Source organism: Arthrobacter sp. NPDC092385 (genome assembly GCF_044755105.1).
Classification (GTDB): domain Bacteria; phylum Actinomycetota; class Actinomycetes; order Actinomycetales; family Micrococcaceae; genus Arthrobacter_D.
This window is the reverse complement of record NZ_JBIVQL010000015.1, coordinates 1-21879: the sequence shown is the minus strand read 5'-3', so window position 1 is coordinate 21879 and position 21879 is coordinate 1. Positions and strand designations below refer to the sequence as shown.

Annotated in this window: 20 protein-coding genes; 9 read left to right on the top strand and 11 right to left on the bottom strand. The window is 64.1% G+C overall.

The features are described 5' to 3' along the window. The first annotated feature begins 180 nt into the window (after positions 1–180). Positions 181–2598 (top strand): transglutaminaseTgpA domain-containing protein, encoded by a 2418-nt coding sequence (locus ACIQCY_RS15655; protein ID WP_400484823.1) that lies wholly within the window; start codon positions 181–183, stop codon positions 2596–2598. 540 nt (positions 2599–3138) lie between these two features. On the opposite strand, the gene ACIQCY_RS15650 is transcribed toward ACIQCY_RS15655, so the two are convergent. From ACIQCY_RS15650 to ACIQCY_RS15630, 5 genes are all read right to left on the bottom strand, one after another. Beyond that, positions 3139–3489 (bottom strand): DUF4307 domain-containing protein, encoded by a 351-nt coding sequence (locus ACIQCY_RS15650; protein WP_400484857.1) that lies wholly within the window; start codon positions 3487–3489, stop codon positions 3139–3141. A 1907-nt stretch (positions 3490–5396) separates the two neighbouring features. Further along, entirely contained in the window at positions 5397–6050 is a 654-nt protein-coding gene (locus tag ACIQCY_RS15645; RefSeq protein ID WP_400484822.1) for a DUF3105 domain-containing protein, read from the bottom strand. A gap of 304 nt (positions 6051–6354) precedes the next feature. Then, complete coding sequence (lspA, locus tag ACIQCY_RS15640; RefSeq protein ID WP_400484821.1) at positions 6355–6861, bottom strand: signal peptidase II; 507 nt, start codon at positions 6859–6861, stop codon at positions 6355–6357. Next, positions 6858–8810, bottom strand: a complete 1953-nt coding sequence (locus tag ACIQCY_RS15635) for a heavy metal translocating P-type ATPase (protein ID WP_400484820.1) — start codon at positions 8808–8810, stop codon at positions 6858–6860. Before ACIQCY_RS15635 ends, lspA begins: the two co-directional genes overlap by 4 nt. After that, positions 8807–9193 (bottom strand): ArsR/SmtB family transcription factor, encoded by a 387-nt coding sequence (locus ACIQCY_RS15630; protein ID WP_400484819.1) that lies wholly within the window; start codon positions 9191–9193, stop codon positions 8807–8809. The genes ACIQCY_RS15635 and ACIQCY_RS15630 overlap by 4 nt, the downstream gene beginning before the upstream one ends. Before the next feature lie 278 nt (positions 9194–9471). Here ACIQCY_RS15630 and ccsB point away from each other — a divergent pair, with 278 nt between their 5' ends. From ccsB to ACIQCY_RS15615, 3 genes are all read left to right on the top strand, one after another. After that, on the top strand, positions 9472–10512 hold the full coding sequence (ccsB, locus tag ACIQCY_RS15625) for a c-type cytochrome biogenesis protein CcsB (protein WP_400484818.1): 1041 nt from the start codon (positions 9472–9474) through the stop codon (positions 10510–10512). Positions 10513–10700: 188 nt separating this feature from the next. Further along, positions 10701–11966 (top strand): Nramp family divalent metal transporter, encoded by a 1266-nt coding sequence (locus ACIQCY_RS15620; RefSeq protein ID WP_400484817.1) that lies wholly within the window; start codon positions 10701–10703, stop codon positions 11964–11966. 228 nt (positions 11967–12194) lie between these two features. Beyond that, complete coding sequence (locus ACIQCY_RS15615) at positions 12195–12902, top strand: metal-dependent transcriptional regulator (protein WP_400484816.1); 708 nt, start codon at positions 12195–12197, stop codon at positions 12900–12902. A gap of 21 nt (positions 12903–12923) precedes the next feature. Here ACIQCY_RS15615 and ACIQCY_RS15610 read toward each other — a convergent pair whose 3' ends face one another. The 6 genes from ACIQCY_RS15610 to ACIQCY_RS15585 all read right to left on the bottom strand — a co-directional run bounded on the left by ACIQCY_RS15610 (position 12924) and on the right by ACIQCY_RS15585 (position 17687). Continuing rightward, the gene (locus ACIQCY_RS15610) at positions 12924–13904 is read right to left on the bottom strand and encodes a cation diffusion facilitator family transporter (RefSeq protein WP_400484815.1); all 981 of its coding nucleotides are present in this window, start codon (positions 13902–13904) and stop codon (positions 12924–12926) included. Next, the gene (locus ACIQCY_RS15605; RefSeq protein ID WP_400484814.1) at positions 13901–14320 is read right to left on the bottom strand and encodes an ArsR/SmtB family transcription factor; all 420 of its coding nucleotides are present in this window, start codon (positions 14318–14320) and stop codon (positions 13901–13903) included. The genes ACIQCY_RS15610 and ACIQCY_RS15605 overlap by 4 nt, the downstream gene beginning before the upstream one ends. A gap of 49 nt (positions 14321–14369) precedes the next feature. Continuing rightward, positions 14370–15158 (bottom strand): hypothetical protein, encoded by a 789-nt coding sequence (locus ACIQCY_RS15600; RefSeq protein WP_400484813.1) that lies wholly within the window; start codon positions 15156–15158, stop codon positions 14370–14372. A 186-nt stretch (positions 15159–15344) separates the two neighbouring features. Next, entirely contained in the window at positions 15345–16028 is a 684-nt protein-coding gene (locus ACIQCY_RS15595; RefSeq protein WP_400484812.1) for a copper resistance protein CopC, read from the bottom strand. 71 nt (positions 16029–16099) lie between these two features. Then, entirely contained in the window at positions 16100–16915 is an 816-nt protein-coding gene (locus ACIQCY_RS15590) for a YcnI family protein (protein ID WP_400484811.1), read from the bottom strand. Positions 16916–17024: 109 nt separating this feature from the next. Then, on the bottom strand, positions 17025–17687 hold the full coding sequence (locus ACIQCY_RS15585; RefSeq protein ID WP_400484810.1) for a hypothetical protein: 663 nt from the start codon (positions 17685–17687) through the stop codon (positions 17025–17027). A 237-nt stretch (positions 17688–17924) separates the two neighbouring features. On the opposite strand from ACIQCY_RS15585, the gene ACIQCY_RS15580 reads away from it, so the two are divergent. The 5 genes from ACIQCY_RS15580 (at position 17925) to ACIQCY_RS15560 (ending at position 21316) form a co-directional block, all read left to right on the top strand. Then, positions 17925–18269 (top strand): helix-turn-helix transcriptional regulator, encoded by a 345-nt coding sequence (locus ACIQCY_RS15580; protein WP_104119176.1) that lies wholly within the window; start codon positions 17925–17927, stop codon positions 18267–18269. After that, a complete protein-coding gene (locus ACIQCY_RS15575) occupies positions 18269–19198 on the top strand; it encodes a cation diffusion facilitator family transporter (RefSeq protein ID WP_400484809.1) in 930 nt (309 codons plus the stop codon). The genes ACIQCY_RS15580 and ACIQCY_RS15575 overlap by 1 nt, the downstream gene beginning before the upstream one ends. Positions 19199–19382: 184 nt before the next feature. Further along, complete coding sequence (locus ACIQCY_RS15570) at positions 19383–20015, top strand: DsbA family protein (protein WP_400484808.1); 633 nt, start codon at positions 19383–19385, stop codon at positions 20013–20015. A gap of 29 nt (positions 20016–20044) precedes the next feature. Next, positions 20045–20689 carry a vitamin K epoxide reductase family protein gene (locus ACIQCY_RS15565; protein WP_400484807.1) on the top strand — a complete coding sequence of 215 codons (645 nt, stop codon included), beginning with the start codon at positions 20045–20047 and terminating at the stop codon, positions 20687–20689. A gap of 72 nt (positions 20690–20761) precedes the next feature. After that, entirely contained in the window at positions 20762–21316 is a 555-nt protein-coding gene (locus tag ACIQCY_RS15560) for a methyltransferase family protein (protein ID WP_400484806.1), read from the top strand. Positions 21317–21879 lie beyond the last annotated feature (563 nt).

Below are 21879 nucleotides of genomic sequence, written 5' to 3'. Positions count from 1 at the left end.
GACAAGACCTCAACACTTCTAGGATGCTTGGAACGATATGGGACAGTGTCATAGTCGGTGCTGCTCGAACCTCAGGTGCATGGTACTTGCCGGGCACCATTCATAGGACCGCTTTTTTGCCGCAGCCGGCCCGTTGGAGGTACCTCGCTCCGGCCGCGGTTCCACCCTGAGGGGAACGGCATGACTTCAACACTTTCCCGCCCCACTCCTGCCACGGAGCACGCATCTTCGCCGCGACGGCCAGCACCCTCTGCTGATCCCTGGCACTGGGCTGTCACGGGCGCGTCCCTCCTGGCTGTGCTCGCCGCGGCGACAAGCCTCAACGGCGTCGTGGAGCCCTGGACGTGGCTCGGCCCCGTGGTCCGCACACTCGTCCCGGTGCTGCTGGCGATGGCGCTGACGCGGGCCCTGCGCCTCAATGGAGTGCTGGGCGCCCTCGTGGGGGTGCTCGCGCTTGTCGGAGCCCTCACCGCCCAGTTCTTCACCCGGCAGAGCATCCTCGGTATCGTGCCGGGGCCGGGCACCTCGCTCGAGCTCCGGCGCCTCCTTGCTGAGGCGGAGGAGACGGTCGTCTCGCAGGTGGCTCCCGTACTGCCCGGCCCGGGGATCTTCCTCACCACGTGCGCAGCCCTGGGGCTCATCGCCATCATCGTGGACCTCTTCGCGGCGACGATGCGCATGCCCGCCGCCAGTGGCCTGGGCCTCCTCATCGTTCTGGTCGCGCCGGCCATCGTGAAGCCCGACGGCATCGGGATGTTCGCCTTCGTCGCCACCGCCCTGGCCTACCTGCTGCTCCTCGCGATGGCGCAGTGGCGCGAGAACCGCCTCGCGTCCAGTGGCGTGCGGGCTTCGTCGGAGTTCGCGGGGCGCAGCGCGATCATCGGCTCGGCGGCCCTCGCCGTGGCCGTGATCCTGCCGCTGTTCGTGCCCGGCTTCAACTCCGGCGCCTTCCCGCAGGGCGCGCGGCTCAACGTCTGGGGAAACGCCACCGGGCTGAATCCGGCAGTGACGCTCGGCAACGACCTCCGCAACCCCACGGGCTTCGGGCGGATCGCCTACGCCACAAACTCGGATACTCCCCTATACCTCCGAGCGGTGACCCTCGAGGACTTCAGCGGCCGGCGATGGGAACCTGACCAAAGACTCGACGACCGCGAGCAGGGCGTCGCGGAGATCGGTGCCGAGGACGGCGCCCCGCAGACCGCGCCGGCCGGCAGCACCGTGTTCACGCGCGTCACCACGCAGAGCTACGCGAGTCCGTGGCTGCTGGCCCCCTACGCACCCGTGGGCATCACGAACCTCTCCGGCACCTGGGCTTGGGACCCGGCGAACCTGTCGGTTCTCGCGACCGACGGCGGGTCCACCGCACGCCAGGAGTACCTCGTGCAGAGCACCTCCGCCGAGCTCACGCGCGAGGGCCTCGGCGCCATCGGCCCGTCTGACTACGACGATGTGTCGGAGGTTTTCAAGGAGCTGCCGGAGGACACGCCCGAGATCGTCCGCACCCGGACGGACGATGTCACCGGCGAGTTCGTGAACCCCTACGACAAGGCCCTCGCTATTCAGAGCTACCTCCGCGGCCCGGAGTTCACCTACTCCGTGGAGGCACCGGTGGACGGCGGGTACGACGGCAGCGGCGTGGACGTCATGGCACGCTTCCTCGAGTCGAAGTCCGGCTACTGCGTCCACTACGCCGGCACCATGGCCGTCATGGCCCGGGCGGCGGGCATTCCCAGCCGGATGGCTATCGGCTACACGCCAGGCAGCCCCACGGGCAACACCAGCGAAGGTCCCGGCGGGACGGAGCTGCGCGAGTTCGTCGTCGACTCCCGCAACGCGCACTCCTGGCCCGAGCTGTACTTCGAGGGCGTGGGCTGGGTCCAGTTCGAACCGACTCCGTCGCGTGGCGTCGTACCCACCTACGCCCAGCAGTCCTCCTCACCGGTCGGCCCACGGGCCGACGACGGCGACACCCTCAACCCCGGGGCTATACCCGACGCGAATGGCCAGACCAGCCCCGCAACTGAGCCGCCTAGTACCGGGGGTAGTACGCAGTCGACAGGGCCCCAAAATCATGCGCTGTCCGGTGCGGGATTTTTGGCCGTCGTCGGAATCACATTGCTCGCACTTTTCCCGCTGTTCCTGCGAATAGCGCGGACCAAAGTACGACGACAGTCCGTCGTGGAGAATGTCGAAGGCGGCAGCCACGGAGCAGCGACGGCGGCTTGGGCGGAAACGACGGAGATCGCCGGCGACCTTGGCTATCCATTGAACCCCACGGACACCCCCCGCACATTCGCCGAACGCCTCGCCACGAATGCTTCATTGAGGGGTGAACCTGCAACGTCGCTTTCGCGGCTCAAAACCGCCTATGAGCACGAGGAATACTCCAATCACGGTCTGGGAAGCAGGACAGGAGAAAGCACCGGAGCCCAGCCACCGGCTGTACTCGTGCGCCCAGCGGCAGCCCTCCGTTGGGCGGACGTCGATGCAGTGACCCGGGCGCTCCGTCACGGCAGCTCTTGGTCGACCCGCCTTAAGGCCCGCCTCTTTCCCCAGTCGCTGCTCAACCGCTTCCGGGACAGCTCCCGCCGATAGCCGTATAGCCCTCTCATTATGGGATTGCGTCACCGCCACCGGTGTCGCAAGGGTTGGTGCCTTCCACCCGCTACAGATCTGTATGGCTCTCGTGCATCACCAAGCGACACTGACCAGGGACAAGCCGCACTATGAACGACTGAATCACTTCGGCTCTACAGGTAGTAGTTGATGGATGTACTTCTGCCAACTCGGAGCGGCTCCTTGTCCCGTCCACGACAGCTCACTTTTGGAGGCCTTCATGTCCTGTGCGGCGGGGTCTATCGGGTGTTCCTGACTGGCGGTAGCCGATCCGTCCCGGATCTACTTGCCACTCTGAATGCTCATCATCTAGGTTGGCTCCGTTGGAAAAGTTTTACCACTGTCCAGCCGCGGCTAGGACGGTACCGCTGACGGCCGGACTGACCATCAGTGGCTACTTTCCGTCACCTCGAGCCTCACCACTGTCGACGCCTCTCACCAGAGCGGTTCCTGCTCCAAGCCCCCACCACTGAACTGCAGCCCGGCGTAGGCTGTACTGACCAATCCGCACGCCGATGGTTAAGAGTCCTCTACGAGCCAGCATGCATTAACTCCACCGCTCACGGCTGGTGAGTCCACGCGCAATTGCACGCGATGGGAAGTGGAACGTCCTTGGTCAGCTCCCTCATCCACCCCATTCGCGCCTATATCTACAATCTTCCAGCCAACCACCGCGTAGTTCTCACTCAATGCCTGCACTGCACATTGTGCGGTGGCCTCGGGGTCTTTGATCACTTCAAAATCGACGGACGTGAATCCATCCTGCTCGACGTTGAAGCCCACGTCCTTGCTGCTCACCGGTTCCGTACTCGTCAAAGACAGGAAACCGGCAATAATGACTGCGAGCACTAAGGCAAGGATTAAGAGCACCCGCCTTGATCGTGCCGTCAAGCGGGTACCAGGTCCTCCGTATCGTTCCGTGAAGGAACCACGTTGAGGAGCAGGTGATGTACTCATTCCAGAACCACTCAACGGTTCAGGTCCGCACCCGACGCGTACCGGGCAGTTACGGCGATGTCATCGATCACGACGCCAGCAGATGTAGAAGCTCCACCAGCGACGCCGATCGACGACGCAACCGCTGTACAAGCCAAGGCTTCGATGCCATGCAGCAGGGGGACGACGCCGCTCAAGGTCGACTCCCGCGCCGCCCGAGGACGAATGGGTGAACGCAAATGCCATGCATGGGGCAAAAGATTGGCATACTTCAAGTATAGGGCCAGGGACTTCCCGCATAGATGACAGGCATCCGGTCATCGGAATTGGTAGTGATCGCGTTCAGCGACAGCTCGGTACATGCAAGGGTGGAGCCTTCGTTAATAACAGTGAGCTTGAAGCAGGCTGTGGAAGTGATCACAGCTGCCGCTGAACTTCCTAAGTGCTGTTTTGTGAGTGGATCTGAGCGCTAGCACATTGGTGCAAGCTGTTCGTCTCGCGCTGCACTTACTACACGCGGCAATCTATGTGTCGAAGGACTCTCATTGAACAGGAAAAGGGCTCAGGAGAACATGGGTCAAGGGCCGGTTTCGGGACAATCGCCATCGAGCGGGGTAATTCCAATGGAGACGGACAGCAACCCACAGTCCGCCCGGTCGGTTGACTATGGACCGTCACAGATTTTGCTACATTCTCACTATCAAGCAAGAAGACTCGCCGCCGAACTTCTGACACTCACCTGACTCCCTAGCTCCGTGATTGCCTGACTCCCGACGCCGCCGTGGTCCTACACTGGCGGATGACACCTGCCAGTCACAGCAGTAAGCCCGGCCGTACCAGACCTGCCGACCCTGCCGGTGGGGACACAGCACACTGTTCTTGTTGCGGTCGGCGCCTCGCGGTGAAGAAGCTGCACGTGCTGGCTGGTGGCAGCGCACGTATCCGTCGTCGATGCGGGGTTTGGGTCGCGGTCCGTCTCCGATAGCACGTCGTGGTCCTGACGGCTCTGCGTTCCCTGGTGCCCTACTTGTTCGCTATGTGGAGTTCCCGGTACAGTGGGCACTGCAACGGGCAGTAGCCCCGCGAAGTTAGCCTGGCAGTCTTCCGGATGGTATGACGAGCCAGGCTCGCGCATTTAAAGCCGGCGGACCTCACCGATGAGCGGTTCCGCCTCGGTCCGCCAGGGTCCGCCTTTCTGGAAGCACCAGGCGACGGCGTCGCCGACCCATAGCAGGGGTTCCTCGCGCGGCGCATGTGTCTGTATTCCAGTCCGGTGTTCCCACGGGCTTTGAGCTCAGTGTGGATGATTCGCCGGTCTGCGGCTGCGAGGGAATCGTCCTGCTCGAGCACGAGGCGCTCGGCTTCGGCATCACACAGGTCCTTGATTAGGGCTCCCAAACAGGCGGGTCGGGCTATCTTGTCGGGCTGACCATTGACGATGTAGACGATGGTCTTCACGCCCGTCTGGGCTGCACCCTTGAGGAACGCGCGTCTCGTTGAATCTCTCTCGCTCTTGAAGTGCCGAGGAGCTTCCCTTATACCGCAGGCCCCTGATGGCTGATCGTGTCGCGGTGACGTCAGCTGGCGAGATGGCCGCGGCTGCGATGTAGTAGCTGCCTGCCTTGGACTCGTCCACGAAGACGTGGGAGCTGCGCGGCAGGTCGAAAGGCATGCATCGACCCTACCGGCGCCCTGCGTTGACCGGGCAAGGCCACCTCATGTTTCCGAGACGAATGAGAATGGACCGCCGGTCCCTTTCGGTATCCCGTAAGTCGAGCGACTAAATGCACCCCGGCCTACGAGGGGTCAGGGGCAGTTCAGCTAGCTGAGACAGAAGAGCCTTACGAGGCCTGCCCCGCTGGTGTGATGCCGCCGGAGCAGGTGGCGCCGGGTTCGCGGGTTTGCTCGCCCTGGATGTATTTGTCGAGGAAGGTGCCGAGCCGTGGATCGTCGGCGGAGTCGACCTTGAGCTGCAGGCCCCACGCGCTGGCGGCGATGGGGGTGTCGAGGCCGGGGTAGGGGCTGAGCAACACGTGGGAGCGCGTTCCGACGAGGCTGGTCAGCTGATCGATGTCTTCCTGTCCGATGTCCGGGTTGTACATGAGCCACACGGCGCCGTGCTCCATGGAGTGCACCGAGTTCTCGTCGGGAACGGGCTCGGTGTAGACGCCACAGTTGGTCCAGACCGGGCTGTGATCACCGCCCACCGGGGGCAACTGCTCGTACTCGACGGCGCTCTCGACGTGGTTGAACGTGACATCGGGATATTTTTCGATGCCTTCGATGGGCTGCGCGGCGGCTGCCTCACGCTCACGGTTCACCTGGACCTGGTTCACGATCACGAGGGTCACCGCGATGATGACGGCGAGGATCACGGCGCCGATCCCACCGAAGACCAGGGCGTTGCGCTTGCGTTCACTGGCACGCTGCTGGGCCTGAATGGCGGCCAGGCGCGCCTGACGGTCCTGGTTCTCCTGAGACCTTTTCTTGTTCAATGGAATGCCTTTCGGTATATGAATCGCCGCGGGGTAGTGGCCGCAGATCCAAACGTATGCCCTGCGGTCCTGTCGACCTTGAGTCAATGTACCGGTGGTCGAAGCTGCATCAGCTTGGACTACCTACCCTTCAACCGAACCGGGTGTCAGAGCTGAGGGAAGCCCCGTTCGTGATGACCACGGTGATGAATTCGATGATTTTTCCCGCGGATGATTTCCGAGCATCACTGCGGCCGCGATGACGGCAACGACGAGTGCATTCCTTTCCAGACCAGTCCACGGCAGGCGATGAGTGGGAAAGCATTCATTTTTCGGTTCGTGCCTGCGAGGAGAGCATGGTGCCAAGGACAAAGAGGGATACTCCGGTGGTGATGAACACGTCGGCGAGGTTGAAGGTGGGGAACCAGCCGCTGTGTAGGTAGTCCACGACTCCTTGCCCGTCGAGCCTGTCGATGAAGTTCCCGATCGCGCCTCCAAGCAGCAGGGCTGCTCCTGTCCTGGAGAGGGCGGTCAGGGATGGCGCGGAGGAAATGGTGTACCAGGTCAGGGCGGCGATGATCAGGCCGGTGGCGGCGATAACGACCCAGGGTGCCAGATCCGCGCCGAGGCTGAATGCGACACCACGGTTATAGAGGAGCTTGATGTTGAGTGGTCCGAGGTCGGTTGTCGCACCGGTGGAGAGCAGGGTTTCGGCTACAGCTTTGACCGCTAGGTCGATTACAGCCAGGGCCACCGCTATCAGAAGCAGCACCGTCCTGGAGCGTCGGGCCTGCCGGGCGTCCGCGGCCGGCGCAGCGGTTCCTGCGCTCACGCTGCCGGTTCCAGCATCGGGGCGGGCTGAGCGGCGTTGGCCGTGGTTCTACGGCTGATCCGGCCAGCCCTGACGCCGTTGGCGATGACGACGACTTCGGCCAGTTCGTGGATGAGGACGACGGCGGCCAGGCCGAGCAGACCGAACAGCGCGAGCGGAATCAACACTGCGATCAGCGCCAGGGACAACCCCACGTTCTGGAGCATGATGCGTCGGGTCCTGCGGGCGTGATCGAGGATTTGGGGAAGGTTGTTCAGGTCCTCGCCCATCAGGGCTATGTCCGCGGTTTCGATCGCGACGTCGCTTCCCATGGCGCCCATGGCGATGCCGCTGTCGGCGGTCGCCAGGGCGGGGGCGTCGTTCACGCCGTCACCGACCATGGCGGTAGGGGCACGGCCTTGGAGGGTGCGGATGATGTCGGCCTTGTCCTCGGGTCGGAGATCAGCATGGACCTCCGTGATCCCGGCGGCCTGACCCAGTGCCGTGGCGGTGATCAGGTTGTCACCGGTGAGCATGGCCGTGGTGTAACCGGAGGCGCTCAGCTGTGCGATGACTTCTGGGGCTTCGGGACGCAGCTCATCACGGACCGCGACCGCTCCGATGACCTCGCCTGCTTCTTCGATCAGGACGGCGGTCGCGCCCGCGCGCTGCATCCTTGCAACCTCAGCGGCCAGTGGGCCGGCGTCGATCCAGCCCGGCCGGCCGAGGCGGACGGTCCTGCCCTCGACCAGGCCTTCCAGGCCGGCGCCGGGGACGGCGTTCACGTCGGTGATGGCCGCCCGATCCGTGGTGGCGGCGAGGATGGCGCGGGCGAGCGGGTGCTCGCTGCGGGCCTCCAGACCCGCCGCGAGGGCCAGGACGTGTTCCTTGGTGGCCCTCCGGGTCGCAACGACATCGATCACGGCGGGCTTGTTGCGGGTGAGGGTCCCGGTCTTGTCCAACGCGATGGTGCGGATCTTGCCGAGGGTTTCCAGGGCGCCTCCGCCCTTAATAAGCACACCGATGCGGCTGGCCGCACCGACGGAAGCGACGACCGTGACGGGCACGGAGATGGCCAAGGCGCAGGGCGAGGCGGCGACCAGGACCACGAGAGCGCGTTCGAACCACAGCAATGGTTCGCCGACGATGAAGCCGAAGACGATGATCAGCGCGGCGGCAATCAGGATGCCGGGGACGAGCTTTCTGGCGATGGAGTCGGCCAGGCGCTGGCCTGGGCCTTTGCGGGACTGCTCAGCTTCCACGATATGGACGATCCTGGCCAGCGAGTTGTTCTCCGCCGTGCTGGTCACTTCAACCTCCAGCGGGCCGGTGCCGTTGATCGACCCGGCGTAGACCTCGCTGCCCGGTCCGGCTTCGACGGGTACGGACTCACCGGTCAGCGCGGATGTGTCCAGGGATGTGCGGCCGGTGACGACCCTGCCGTCGGTGGCAAGGCGCTCCCCGGGCCGGACCACCATGCGGTTGCCGGGGACAAGTTCCGCCGGGTCGACAGTGACCTCGGCGCCGCCGCGCAGGACTGTCGCCTCTGCCGGGACAAGATCTAGCAGGGCGCGCAGTCCACGGCGGGTTTTTGCCAGCGAGTACTCCTCGAGTCCCTCAGAGATCGCGTAGAAGAAGGCCAGCATGGCGGCCTCCTCGAACTGCCCAAGAGCGACAGCGCCGACGGCAGCGATTGTCATCAGGGTCCCGACCCCGATCTTGCCCTTGACCAGGCGCCGCAGGGTGGAGGGAACGAACGTCCAGGCCGCAATCAGCAACGCGGCGATCTCCAGGGGAAGCGTCAGCCACTGGGGCCCGCCGGTCAGCGACACGATCCACGCCACCAGGAGCAGGACACCGGAGACGGCGGCCGCCCGGACCTCCCGGACGTGCCAGAAACCTACGGCTTCCTCCGTTTCCTCGGACTCGCCGCTCCCGGGCTTTTCATCACTGCAGCAGGCGTCGCTCATTGTGCATCCTCCATCGTGAGGGCGGCGCCGGTGCTGCCGGTGCCGTAGTTCGGGCACAGGCTGACCGCGTTGCCGGTGGCGGCAAGCAGAACCTCTGCGTGGGCGAGCATGTCCATCAGTTCTGGGCGGGACAGCGAGTAGTACACGCTGCGACGCTCCATCCGGCCTTCCACCAGGCCGCAATCGCGCAGGCATGCCACATGGGCAGACACAGTCGACTGGGCCAGCCCTAATTCCCTGGTCAGGTCACCGACCCGGACCTCACCGCCGGCCATACGCTTCACGATGCTCAAGCGGGTCGGATCACTGAGCGAATGAAACAGTGCCACTGCAGGATTGAGCTGGCTGCACGAAGCAGCAGAAACCACACGTTGAATCGCCATTTGACGATGATAGCGCGTAAATCTGATGTCATCGTCTGATGCTGTACCGTCGAACCAAAGCGACTTGACCCCTAGGGCATGATGGGCCGGCCGCAGGGGCCGACAGCTTGCTGCTGATGGAGTAGAGCTTCACATGCTGGCCAGGGAAAGTATTGGCAGGCATGGACGGCTTCTTCGCCAAAATGGTGCAGTTTGGGCCCCGCAACACGAAGGAGGGTGCCGGAAGCCGTGTCGGCAGCTGGCTCCGGGCAGTCGCACGACAACGCAAAGGACAACTGATGCCACAACCAGTCAACGCCGAGCTCGGGCAGGTCAGCGAGCTCTTCATGCTGCTGGCTTCCATCGCCTACGTGGTGGCCCTCATCTTCTTCGTGCTGGACCTCGTGAAATCGAGCTCGACCATCGGCGCCCTCGAGTCGCGGCTCGCCGATGAAAAGGCCGTTTCCGCGCGCGCCCTTGCGGGTATCGGGGCACGGGCGACGGGTTCGACGACGTCGGGCACTACTACGTCGTCGGCGCCCGCCACGGCCGACGATTCTATGGACTACGGCTCCGGCCCACGGCGTGGACTGGCCCGTGTCGCAGTCTCATTGACCGTCCTGGCCGCGCTGATCCACGGTGCAGCCGTCATCACCCGCGCCATTGCCGCAAACCGGGTGCCCTGGGGCAACATGTACGAGTTCTGCACCACGGGTGCCTTCCTCGTCGCCGCCATCTTCCTCGTCACCCTCACGCGCAAGGACCTCCGCTTCGTCGGCTCTTTCGTGGTGGGACTCGTCGTCATCATGCTGTGCGCCGCCACGGTCGGTTTCCCCACGCCCGTCGCCCGCCTCATCCCGGCCCTGCAGAGCTACTGGCTGATCGTGCACGTGTCCATCGCCGTAGCGTCCTCGGCGCTCTTCACCATCACCTTTGCCATGTCCATCCTGCAGCTCCTCCAAACCTCGCGGGAGGCCAAGCTCCTCGCCGGCGAGGGCGACACCGCGAAATTCCTGCGCCTGGTGCCATCCGCCCTCAGCCTCGAGAACCTCTCCTACCGCCTCAACGCCCTCGCCTTCGTCGGATGGACGTTCACCCTCATGGCCGGTGCTATCTGGGCCGAACTGGCATGGGGACGCTACTGGGGTTGGGATGTCAAGGAAGTCTGGACCTTCGTGATCTGGACCGTTTACGCCGGCTACCTGCACGCCCGCGCCACGCGCGGCTGGACGGGCACACGGGCCGCCTGGCTGTCGATCGTGGGCTACCTCTGCATCGTGTTCAACTTCACCATCGTGAACATTTACTTCTCGGGACTGCACAGTTACGCAGGGGTCTAACCGGACGCCTTGCAGGGGAGTCGGTGGCGGCCCTTTATCCGGCAGCGAGAGCCCGCGACAGCCATTGCGAGGCTCTCGGTCCCACGTAGTATGCTCCTGTGCGGCTCAATTCGGCGTCGTCGCCGTCGTCGATGCCCCTCTGCACCCAACCCCTTTTTAGGCACGACTAAAAATGTTAGGGTCGGGTCATGTTCCGTCAGAGTTCCGCACCAATCCATCCTGGGCAGTCCCTCGAGGCTGCTCCTTCGCCCGAGGTGCCCCTTAGCGGAGGCAGGACGATATGGCTGCTGGGGCCCGCCCTCGTAGCGGGTGTCGCCTACCTCGATCCAGGAAACGTCGCAAGCAACATGACTGCCGGGGCGATCTACGGGTTTCTGCTGGTCTGGGTGGTCGTCCTCGGAAACGTCATGGCCTGGCTGGTGCAGTATCTTTCCGCGAAGCTCGGCATCGTCACCGGCAAGAGCCTCCCGGAAATACTGGGGGAGCGGATCAGCTCACGCTGGGCGCGACGCGGGTTCTGGTTGCAGGCCGAGCTGGTCGCCATGGCGACCGACATCGCCGAGATCCTCGGCGGGGCGATCGCCCTGAACATCCTGTTCGGCCTTCCCCTGGTGGTCGGCGGGCTGATCACCGGGGCAGTGTCCCTGGCCGTCCTGCAGCTTCACGGCCACGGCCGTGAACGGATCTTTGAACGGATCATTATCTCGATGATGTTCATCGTCGTGATCGGCTTCTCGGCGGGAGTTTTTCTCAGCCCTCCCGAACCGACCGATGTCGTAGCAGGCCTCCTGCCGGCCTTTGACGGCAGCCAGTCCGTCCTCCTGGCCGCGTCGATCCTCGGTGCGACCATCATGCCGCATGCAATCTATGCGCATTCAGCGTTGGCACGCGACCGCTTTCCACGGCGACCTCAGGCAGCGGTGCCACGGTTGCTGAGCGCCACCCGCTGGGATGTCACCATCGCCTTGACCATTGCGGGCGCGGTCAACCTCGCCATCTTGCTCCTGGCTGCCACATCCCTGCAGGGCCGGGACGACACGGGCACGCTGGAGGGCGCTCACGGGGCGATAGCCGAGGTCCTCGGCCCAGTCATCGCGACGCTCTTTGCGATCGGGTTGCTCGCGTCGGGTTTGGCATCGAGCTCCGTCGGCGCGTATGCGGGAGCCGAAATCATGCACGGCCTGCTGCGGGTAAGAATTCCTCTGGCCACGCGGCGCATCATTACCCTCATTCCGGCACTGTTGATTCTTGCCTTCGGAGTCGATCCCACGCAGGCGCTGATCCTCAGTCAGGTAGTGCTCTCCTTCGGCATCTCCTTCGCTTTGATTCCCCTGGTCTACCTCGGCACGCGCTCCGACGTGATGGGAGATCACCAGAACAGGTGGTGGACGACCCTGGTCGGCGCTGTCGTCGCAGCCCTACTGGTGACACTGAATCTGACCCTGCTTACCTGATCTTCACCGGCAGCGGATGATCCCGCCGCGAGATCGGCACCGAATGATGAACCCGGCCGTCGTCCGGACGCCTTGCAGCTCCGGACCACGGTCAAGCCGGCAGGATGCATCCCTGTAGCCTGTTGCGTGCGGCGGCAGGCTCTCATCCGCAGCCCAAGGACCGGCCAACCACTGTCCACTGGCAGTTCGCCCGAGTCCCCCGACAGCTCACGACATGGAACCTGTTTGATGATGACGACACAGCGGCAAGGAACCCTGCCCAACGCGGCGGTCGAGGACTACCTCAAGACCATTTATCAGCACACGGAGTGGCAGGACGAGCCCATCACTCCTTCGGTGTTGGCGTTGAAGCTGGCGGTCGCTCCGGCGTCGGTGACGGGCATGGTGAAGAAGCTCGCTGCTCTTGGGTTCGTTGATCATGTTCCGTATGGGCCTTTGAACCTCACAGAGGAAGGGGCCGCCCGCGCGATTGCTGTCGTGCGGCGGCATCGGCTCATCGAGACCTGGCTTGTCCGGGATCTCGGTTACGCCTGGGACGAGGTTCATGATGAAGCCGAGCTCCTCGAGCATTCCGTCTCGGACCGCCTTCTCGAGGCGATCGATGAACGTCTGGGCCATCCCACTCATGATCCTCACGGAGATCCCATCCCTGACGCCTCCGGCACGGTACCGGTGTCCGCGTTCGTCCTGCTCGAAGACCTCGGACCCGCCCGACAGGGCACCGTGCTGCGTGTTGACGACAGGAAACCGGAATTACTGCGGCTTCTGGCCGTGAACGACATCCGCCCCGGCAGCACCATCACCGTGCACGAGCGGAGCGAGGATGACCTGACCATTTCAGCCGAATCGTCCGGCACGGGTCCTGCGGTGCGTCTGAGCATCCCGGACGCGCAGCGGATCTGGGTTCAACAACCCTCGGATGCAGTCCTCCGTTGAAGAAGACTGCCATGCGTGTGCCTAGCAGTGGTCGTGGCGGCCTGTGGCTGGTTCGAGTTGCAGGGTGGAGTGCCGGATGTCGAAGTGTTCGCTGATGCAGGCGTTGAGCTCGGCGAGAATCCGTTCGGCGCGCCCGCTGGTGAACGCTTCAGTGTCGATCTGCACGTGGGCGGTTAGTGCTGGCAGGCCTGAGGTGATCGTCCAGGCATGCAGGTCATCCACCAGGACGACGCCGGGTACTTCTTCCATGTGCCGGCGCACCTCGGCGAGGTCCGTCTCCTCCGGTGTCGCCTCCAGGAGCACCAGGACTACAGCCTTGAGCAGGCTGTAGGCGCGGGGGAGAATCAGGATGCCGATGGCGATACTTGCCAGGCCGTCGGCGCGTGCGAACCCGGTGAGCCCGATGACGAGGGCCGCGACGATGACAGCGATGGATCCGAGCATGTCGCCCAGGACCTCGAGGTATGCGCCTCGGACGTTGAGGCTTTCCTTCTGCCCTCCCATGAGCAGCCGCAGGGCGAGGAAGTTCGCGATCAGCCCCAGCGCCGCCGCGATCAACATGATGGGGGCGTCGACCTCCACGGGCGCCAGGAAACGCTTCGTGCCTTCAATGAGCATCAGTACGCCGATGACACCGACGATGAGGCCGTTGACAAGGGCCGCGAGAACTTCCACCCGCTTCCACCCGAAGGTCCGTCGTTCCGTCGCCGGGCGGGCCGCAAGCCAAGTCGCGAAAATGGCGATAGCCAGGCCGAAGGAGTCACTGAGCATATGCCCGGCATCGGCCAACAGGGCCAAAGACCCGGACACGACAGCGCCCACCACCTCGATCAGCATGACCGAGAGCGTGATAGCCAGGGCAGCGACGAGTCGGCCCCGATGAGCTCCTCCCGCTGTCAGGCCATGGGAATGTCCATGCCCGCCACTCTTACCGCCACTCCCGCCAGCACCCCGGTCATCATGACCGGCATGTCCGGAATGAGCGCCATGCCCGGCGCTCATGCCGGCACCACAGGATTCGGAAGAACAGCTTCTCCTGTGCGAGGGCGCCCTGTAGACGCCGTGTCCACCGCAGTTACCAGCGGACTGTCGTCGTGGTGGCCCTGATGGGAGACGTCCTCAGTTCCCGGGGTGACGAGACGTTCACCGGCGTGCAGAAGATCATCGAGGCCGGGGTTGGCCAGCCGGTACAGGGTTGCTCGCCCGTCGGGGGTTGCTGCAACCAGCCCCGCATCTCTAAGTAGCGCCAAATGCGCCGAGACCGTCGATTGCGCCAGGCCGAGGTGCGCCGAGAGTTCGCCGACCCGGTGAGGCCCGTCGGCAAGGCAGTGGATGAGCGTCAGCCGGGAAGGCTCGGACAGTGCCCGGAAGATACGGGCTACATCCTCGTGCTGGTGCAGATCATAATTCATCGTCATGCACCGTTTATATCGTTAAGCGACGATGATAACAAGGCCGGGTGCCACATCACCCTTCCGGTGTGGTTCCGGATTGGTCGGTTACTTGCCGCAGCAGTCGATTTTTGAGCTGCTGTCGTAGACGCCGGCGTGCCAGAAGCGCGGTGAGGGCGGCCGCCCAGGCCAGACATAGGCATATCAGCGCGGCGTAGAAGAGGCCGGAGGCGGGAGGCTCTGCAGAGTCTGTGCCGCTGAAGAGCAGCGGCCCGAAGTAGGCCAGGAGCAGGACAGCGCTGGCGAACGCGGCGACGGCTGCTAAGAGCATGAGTGGTTGTCGGCGGGACCGCGTGCCATTGGTCGCTAATCCGACGGGCAGCAGAAGCAGCCCGGTGAAGGTGAGCACCGGACCGATCGCTAGGAACTGTGAGGACAATGCGCCCGCGAGCATGAGCAGCAGCGCGATGGCCACGATTCTGCGGTGTACCAGGGGCAGCCTGATTGCTCCCGGCCCGGCGGTGAGCAGTGCCTGGGCCAGATGTGCGGTGATCTGCCGCTGGCTGGGGATCGGGTGCGGCGGAACGGATGAGCTGCGGACAGGCGAGCTCGTCCCACCAGTCGGGCTGACGGTGGCCGGGGTGGTGTAATCAGGCGCATCTGGGGGATCAGCCGGAACGATCGTGTTATCGATGAGCAGCGCCGGCAGGTGCTCGGGTACAAGCCGGGATGGAGCTTTCCGGGCGCCTGTTCGTACAAGGGTGATATTGGCATAGGGGGCGAGGTTCGCCAGGGATCGTTCGGTCCGTTGCCGGAGTTCAACCATCTCAGGGTCGGTCTGGGTGAAGAGTAGTTCGATGTTCACGGGGCGAATGACCTTTAGGCAGTGATACGGGTGGGGAAGTGCTGGGCACCGATAGTCCGGGCGCATGTGCTCCGAAAGCTGTCCCAGTCAGAGAAGCCTGCTCCCCGTGTTTTCACCCGGTCATGTATGGGCGAAGTAGGCGGTGAACCAGGGGAGCAGGCACCAGTGATCGGAGGAGCGGACGTTCTACTGTTTGTTCAGGAGGCGACGTGTGATGAGCGCCAGAACGACTGCGAGGATGACGCCGCCGATGGCTAAGTAGATGACGAAATCCGGTAGCCCGGTGGAGCTGGCAGGGTCACTGGCCGGGGGTGGCGCGGACGCGGCTTCTTCGGTTTCTGTGCTCGGGGTGCTTGGCTGTCCCGTTGGAGAATCGGCACTGCCTACGGACCCTGTTTGGGCGGTAGTGCTCGTGAAGGAGTAGGTCCCTTCGATGGGGTGGTCGTCGGAGGAGACTACCCGCCATTGCGCTGTGTAGGTACCGGCCGGGGCACCTGATTTCAGGGCCTGAATTGCCGTGTTGTTGACCACTCGGGTGGAGCCTTCTGACCAGATAGTGCCCGTGCTGTCAGAGACGATGATGTCCGCTCCGATACCGGAGGGCGGGTTGGTGAAGGTGAGAACGACTTCAGCGGGAGCCACGTCAACGGTCGCGTCGGCTGCGGGGGAACTGTCGGCGAGCTCATCGTGTGCGGTCGCCGTACCGACCGGCCCCAGCAGCAACAGGGCAGAGGCCACAATCAGGGCTGCTATCTGTGCGAAAAGCCTCCGTAAACGCTGAGATGTGGAGTGGAACTCAGAGGTGAAGCGGGACCTCGAGGTCAAGGCGGAGACAAAGGGGAAAGGGGTGGTGCGTGCCTGTGCTGTCATAACTGTTCCTTTCAGGCGACACCAGGGTGGGGTGATGTGGGAGCGGCACCCCACCTTGGTGGTTCGCGTCGTTAGTTCTGGCGCTGACCGCGGGTACGGGCCAGTGCCAGCGCGCCAACCAGGAGCCCCAGAACACCGGCGCCCAGACCAATCCAGCCGAGCACAGTACCCGAGGTGTCGGTCGTGGTGGAGGCCTGTTCGGTGTCGACCTCGCTGGTGCCCGCTACAGCTTCGTCGGTCGCTTCGGTGCTGGCCGCTCCGTGGGAGTCCGTGCCGTCGGACGAGGTCGTGACGAAAGAGGGAGCCGGGTTTTCTGGTTCCTTCTCGCCCTCGATGGCCGGTTCGTCCCAAGCACGGACGGTCCCATCCGCGTAGGACTGCGTGACGGGAAGTTCTACCGTGGTGCCGGCCTCCGGCAGTGTCCCCACAGAGAGCGAGAACGTCTGGTACTGCTGGGCGTTGAGCTGGTGCTCCTCGTCGTTGGCCGTCCAGATTACGGTCAGCGGCGCCTCGGTCAGCGTCGCCCCGTCGACTTCGACCGGTTCGGGCAGGTCGCCCCGAACCACTTCGGAGGTCCATCCCTCGACGGGCTTCACCCTCACGGAAGTGAAGGGCGTGTCGGTGGGAAGTGCGACCTCGATCTTGTTCGTGGTGGTGTCGGTCGATTCACTGGGGACGCTGAACGTCAACTGGGAGTAACCGCCTTCCGTGGTCGAGGCAGGGTCGACGCTTACATGGGCGGAAGCGGCGCTGGCACCGGCGAGCAGCAGGCCCGACGTGGCAGCGAAGGCGGCGATACCGCGTACAGTCCGGCGGGCAGTGCGGGCAGGAGCGGCGCCGTCGGATGACGGGCCGACGGGCAGGGAAGTGGTGTGTGCAGCAAGCATTTGGGTGTGCCTTTCGTGGGCCTCTGCGACAGGTAGGCCGCGGGCGCTAAGCAGTGATGGTCTAAAGAGGTCGCGCAGGCGTCCGACCAATCACATGCGGTACGAAGGATCAGCTGAGCGCCATTGTCGGGAGCATGGGTTCCGGAGGTCCTCGTCGCACATCGGCAGGCACATTGCGTCGGGCAGGGGGAGCGACGGTTCGTTCGGCGTATTCGGGCAGCTGTAGCCGGCCAGTCACCGGTATCGGTGAGGGCAATCCGATCAGGGGGCGCAGCCAGGCAAGGAGTGACCAGAAAGCGTCCTCACCGCGGGAGAGGATCCACACCATCACCATGACGGCCAGCAGGTGTCCGATCACCATGATCGGTGCCGCGCCACTGTCGACCAGGTGCGGGACAAGATGCTCGGATACGGACCCGATGGGAGCACACTGCATTCCGACCGCCGGGTGATTCGCCCCCGCACCATGCATACCCTGAGGTGTGCAGACTGCAGGACTGGAGAGCATCTCGAAAATATGGTGCAGAAGGACTTGGCCGCCTACGAGCAGGCCGCTCAGGACGGGAAGAGAGAGCCGTCGTCCGGCCAGGAAAGCAATTGGCATCAGGGCGAGCATTGCCAGCCCGACGAGCAGGGGCCACGTCGGGAGGGAGCTTCCAGCCATTACATGCGCGCCGAGCGCAAGGGACATCATGCAGGACGTCACGATGATCGACCGGATGAGGCGCACTGGAGCCGTAACCTGCATGCCGCCGTCCTTTCCCGTCACCATCACCCGTTCTTGCCCTGCTGACCTTACCGCCACCGCCTTGACGGGCCGATGCAGTCTCTTCGTGCCGGAACGCACTGCGGACCGCCCGCACGACGGCGCATCCACAGCCAGCCCCGTCCGGCCATGTACCCCGGCATGAAGGCGCACCGATGCGCCTATGCACCGGGGCGACCTGCCTGCCCGACCCACGCCATTCCCCATCCTTCATCAATACACAGGACAGTGTATTATCAGGGTGTGAAGACCTTACTGCAGCCAGCCGTGCTCGCGAAGTTCGGGTACGCCCTGTCGGATCCGACCAGGGCGCAGGTTCTCCTGACCCTGAGGGAGGGGCCGGCGTACCCCAGTGACCTGGCCGAGTTGGCCGGAGTGAGCAGGCAGAGCCTGTCGAATCACCTGACCTGCCTGCGGGGCTGTGGGCTGGTTGTCGCTGTTCCTGAAGGTCGTCGGGTCCGGTACGAGCTGGCCGATCAGAAGCTAGGTGTGGCGTTGAATGCTCTTTTGGACGTCGTCGCCGTGGCGGATGTCGAATGCTGCTGCACCACCACAGCGAATCACGTCGATGGGAAGGTTTGCTGCTGATGAGGACCCACACGTCAGCAGCGTCCGTGCAGTCAGCACCTTCAGCCCCCTCCGTGGAGCGGCGTGCGATCCTGTCCCGGCGAATCCGGCTTTTCGTGGCAGCGACGATTACCTACAACGTGATCGAAGCGGTCATCGCGATCAGTGCCGGCACGATCGCGTCCTCGAGCGCATTGATCGGCTTCGGACTGGACTCGATCGTCGAGGTCCTCTCCGCCGCGGCCGTCGCCTGGCAGTTCGCCGGTCGCGACCCGGAAGCCCGTGAGAAGACCGCATTGCGCCTGATCGCGTTCTCGTTCTTCGGCCTTGCAGCGTTCGTGACCTTCGACGCCGTCCGCACCCTGCTCGGCGCGTCCGAGCCCCAGCACTCGCTGGTGGGCATCGTCCTCGCCGCCGTAAGCCTGGCGGTCATGCCGTTCCTGTCCTGGGCCCAGCGCCGGGCCGGACGGGAGCTAGGGTCGCGTTCCGCTGTTGCGGACTCCAAGCAGACACTGCTGTGCACGTACCTGTCGGCGGTTTTGCTGGTGGGCTTGCTGCTGAACAGCATGCTCGGCTGGTCCTGGGCTGACCCGATCGCAGCCCTGGTCATCGCCGCCGTCGCGATCAAGGAAGGCCGTGAGGCATGGAAGGGTGACTCCTGCTGCGCCCCGACCTTTGGAAACCTCGACGTCGATGGAAGCGTTGACACCGGTGAGAGCACGCCTGCCGGCGGTGCGGACTCGTGCTGCAGCCCCGGCACGCCGACACGTTCAACCGCTGCTATAACGTCAACCGCTTCGGTGATAAGCACTCCTGCGGGAAGTACGCCCTTGACGTTGACGGCCCAATCAACAGGACCGGGTGGTGCAGCAAGCACCACAGCAGGTCCGGTAGCAGACGCGACATCGACGCCCGCCAAGGCGTCCTGTGCCTGCTGCACGCACGACTAGAACACCGAAGTAAGCCCCGACCTACCCCAGCTCCACCTGATTGACCAGTAGTTCCCTGCACTGGGCGGGGAACGAGCACGACGACGCAGTTCCATGACGAGGAGACACCACCGTGCCGACCCCCGCCCCCGCTCCAACCACGACCCCTGACGCGAAGAAGGGCCTGAGCCTGCAGAACCGGGTCATGGTCGGCCTGCTCGCCGCTGTCGCTCTCGTCATCGGCTTGGTGATCCTTTTCAACACTCTTGGCGAGGATGAGGGCCAGGCCGCCGGCGCGACCACCACGGCCGAGGTCGTTCGTGAGGACAGCCACCGCCTGTCCCAGGCACCGGACGAGAAGGCGGTGCTGGTGGAGTTCCTCGACTTCGAATGCGAAGCGTGTCTCGCCGCGTATCCGGTCGTGGAGGACCTCTCCGAGGAATACGGGGAGAACCTGACCGTCGTCTCCCGGTACTTCCCGCTGCCCGGGCACCGGAACTCAGAAACCGCGGCCGCCGCGGTTGAGGCCGCAGCGCAGCAGGGCAAGTTCAAGGACATGCACGCACGCATGTATGAGACGCAGACCGAGTGGGGCGAGGCCGATGAGGACCGGTCACCGGTATTCAGGGGTTACGCCGAAGACCTCGGCCTGGACATGGCAGCCTACGACGCGGCGATCGCCGACCCGGCAACAATGGAGCGGGTCAACGTCGATAAGGCGGACGGCATGGCCCTGAACGTCGAGGGTACCCCTACCTTCTTCCTCGATGGCGAGAAAATCCAGCCGTCCACGCTTGAGGAATTCCGCAGTCTCATCGAAACCGCCATCGCGGACTGATCACGACTTCCTGCGAAAGACCACCCACCATGTCGCACCCGACCACAAACGATGTTTCCTCGATTCAGGAACCCGCCCAGGACGACGTGGCCCCGATGCCCGGGTTCGCACGCAGGATCCCCTTCGGCGTCATGCTCGTGGTCACCGGTGTCATCGGATGGGTTGCCGCGGGGATCCTGATCCTCGAAAAGCTCGAGCTGTACCGGAACCCGGACCACGTCACCAGCTGCGACATCAACCCGTGGGTGTCCTGCGGTCAGGTCATGGAAACCTGGCAGTCCGAACTCTTCGGCTTCCCCAACCCCTTCATCGGTCTCGTTGGGTTCACGATCATCATCACCACCGGCATGGTCCTGCTAGCCCGCGCCCAGTTCAACCGCTGGTATTGGGCCGGCCTGCAGGCAGGTGTCACCCTTGGAGCCGTGTTCGCGACCTGGTTGTGGAGCCAGGCCCTGTTCGACATCTACATCCTCTGCCTCTACTGCATGATCGTCTGGGCTGCGATGATTCCCCTGTTCATCCTCACCACGGTCCGCAACATGGTCCACGGCGTCATCCCCGCACCTGCTGGCCTCACCCGGTGGCTCGCAGCATGGGTCGGACCGATCATCGTCCTCATTTACATCGCCGTCGCAGCCTCCGTGTTCTTCCGCTTCCTTCACGTCTTCACCTAAGGCTCCTGTAACCGTCCCGACGTCTTTCCGGGACCCTCCTAACCCTTGTGTTCGATGGAATTGAGGCTGATCGTGTCAGTGCACACCGCGTCGCTCGTAGCCTTAGGTCTGTACATGGTCGGGGTCATCACCACCTTCGGCGTCAGGTCCTGGATCCACCGGCGCAAAACCGGCTCCACCGGCTTCCACGGCATTAGCGGGAAACCCGGGTCCGTCGAGTGGTGGGGCGGTGTTCTCTTCGTCGCAGCAATGGTGCTTGGCACTGCCGGTCCCGCACTGGCTCTCGCCGGCGTCGTCATCCCGCCCCGACTGCCCGGCCTCGCCTGGGTCGGGCTCATCACCGCCATCATCGGTTTCCTGGGCACACTGGCCGCGCAAAGCGGCATGGGCGCTTCCTGGCGCATCGGCGTCGACGCCACCGAACGCACCGACCTTGTCACGACCGGCTTGTTCGCCGTGGTCCGCAATCCCATTTTCTCTGCGATGCTCATGGCCATGACTGGAATCGTGCTCATGGTGCCCACACCAGTCAGCGCAGCGGCCCTGGCCTGCCTGTTCGTTGCCGTGGAGATACAGGTCCGATTCGTCGAAGAGCCCTACCTGAACCGCACCCACCGGCGCTCCTAAGTCGACTACACCGCGAAGGTTGGCCGCTTCCTGCCAGGCATCGGCCGTTCACAGGCAACAGCCACCGCGCGGCACTAACCACTCTTCGACGCACCAGGTACAAGGGCTGCTGGGGGGGGCATCGTGCCACCGACCTCTCGAGGTCTCGGCAGGCACGTCCCGCGCCCATTGAAAAGGAACAGGGACCGGGCGGCGGCGTTCTACTTACCAATGCCACTTCTTCGAAGTCGACGGACCGATGCCGGTGCTGGGGTCTCACTCCGTCGCCCATGATGGTCCTTCTCTAGCGGTGTCGTGGTGGGTCCAATTACTGGTGCCTCATATACACATGCAAACGAGCGCCAAATGATACTTGTTCCGACCCTGAAACGACCAGGTGCGCACACAGGTGTTCCTTGATAGCGGAGTAGTTGGCAGCGCCATCAAGGCCTGCTTCCGTTTCGCCGATAACCGCGATTATGTCAACTTGAACCCGGCGAATCGCGTCTGGTGCGAACTCGACGGACTGTGATACCTCTCCCCTGCAGGTGGTTCGCGAGGCCCGGGATGTCGTTGGTTGGTGA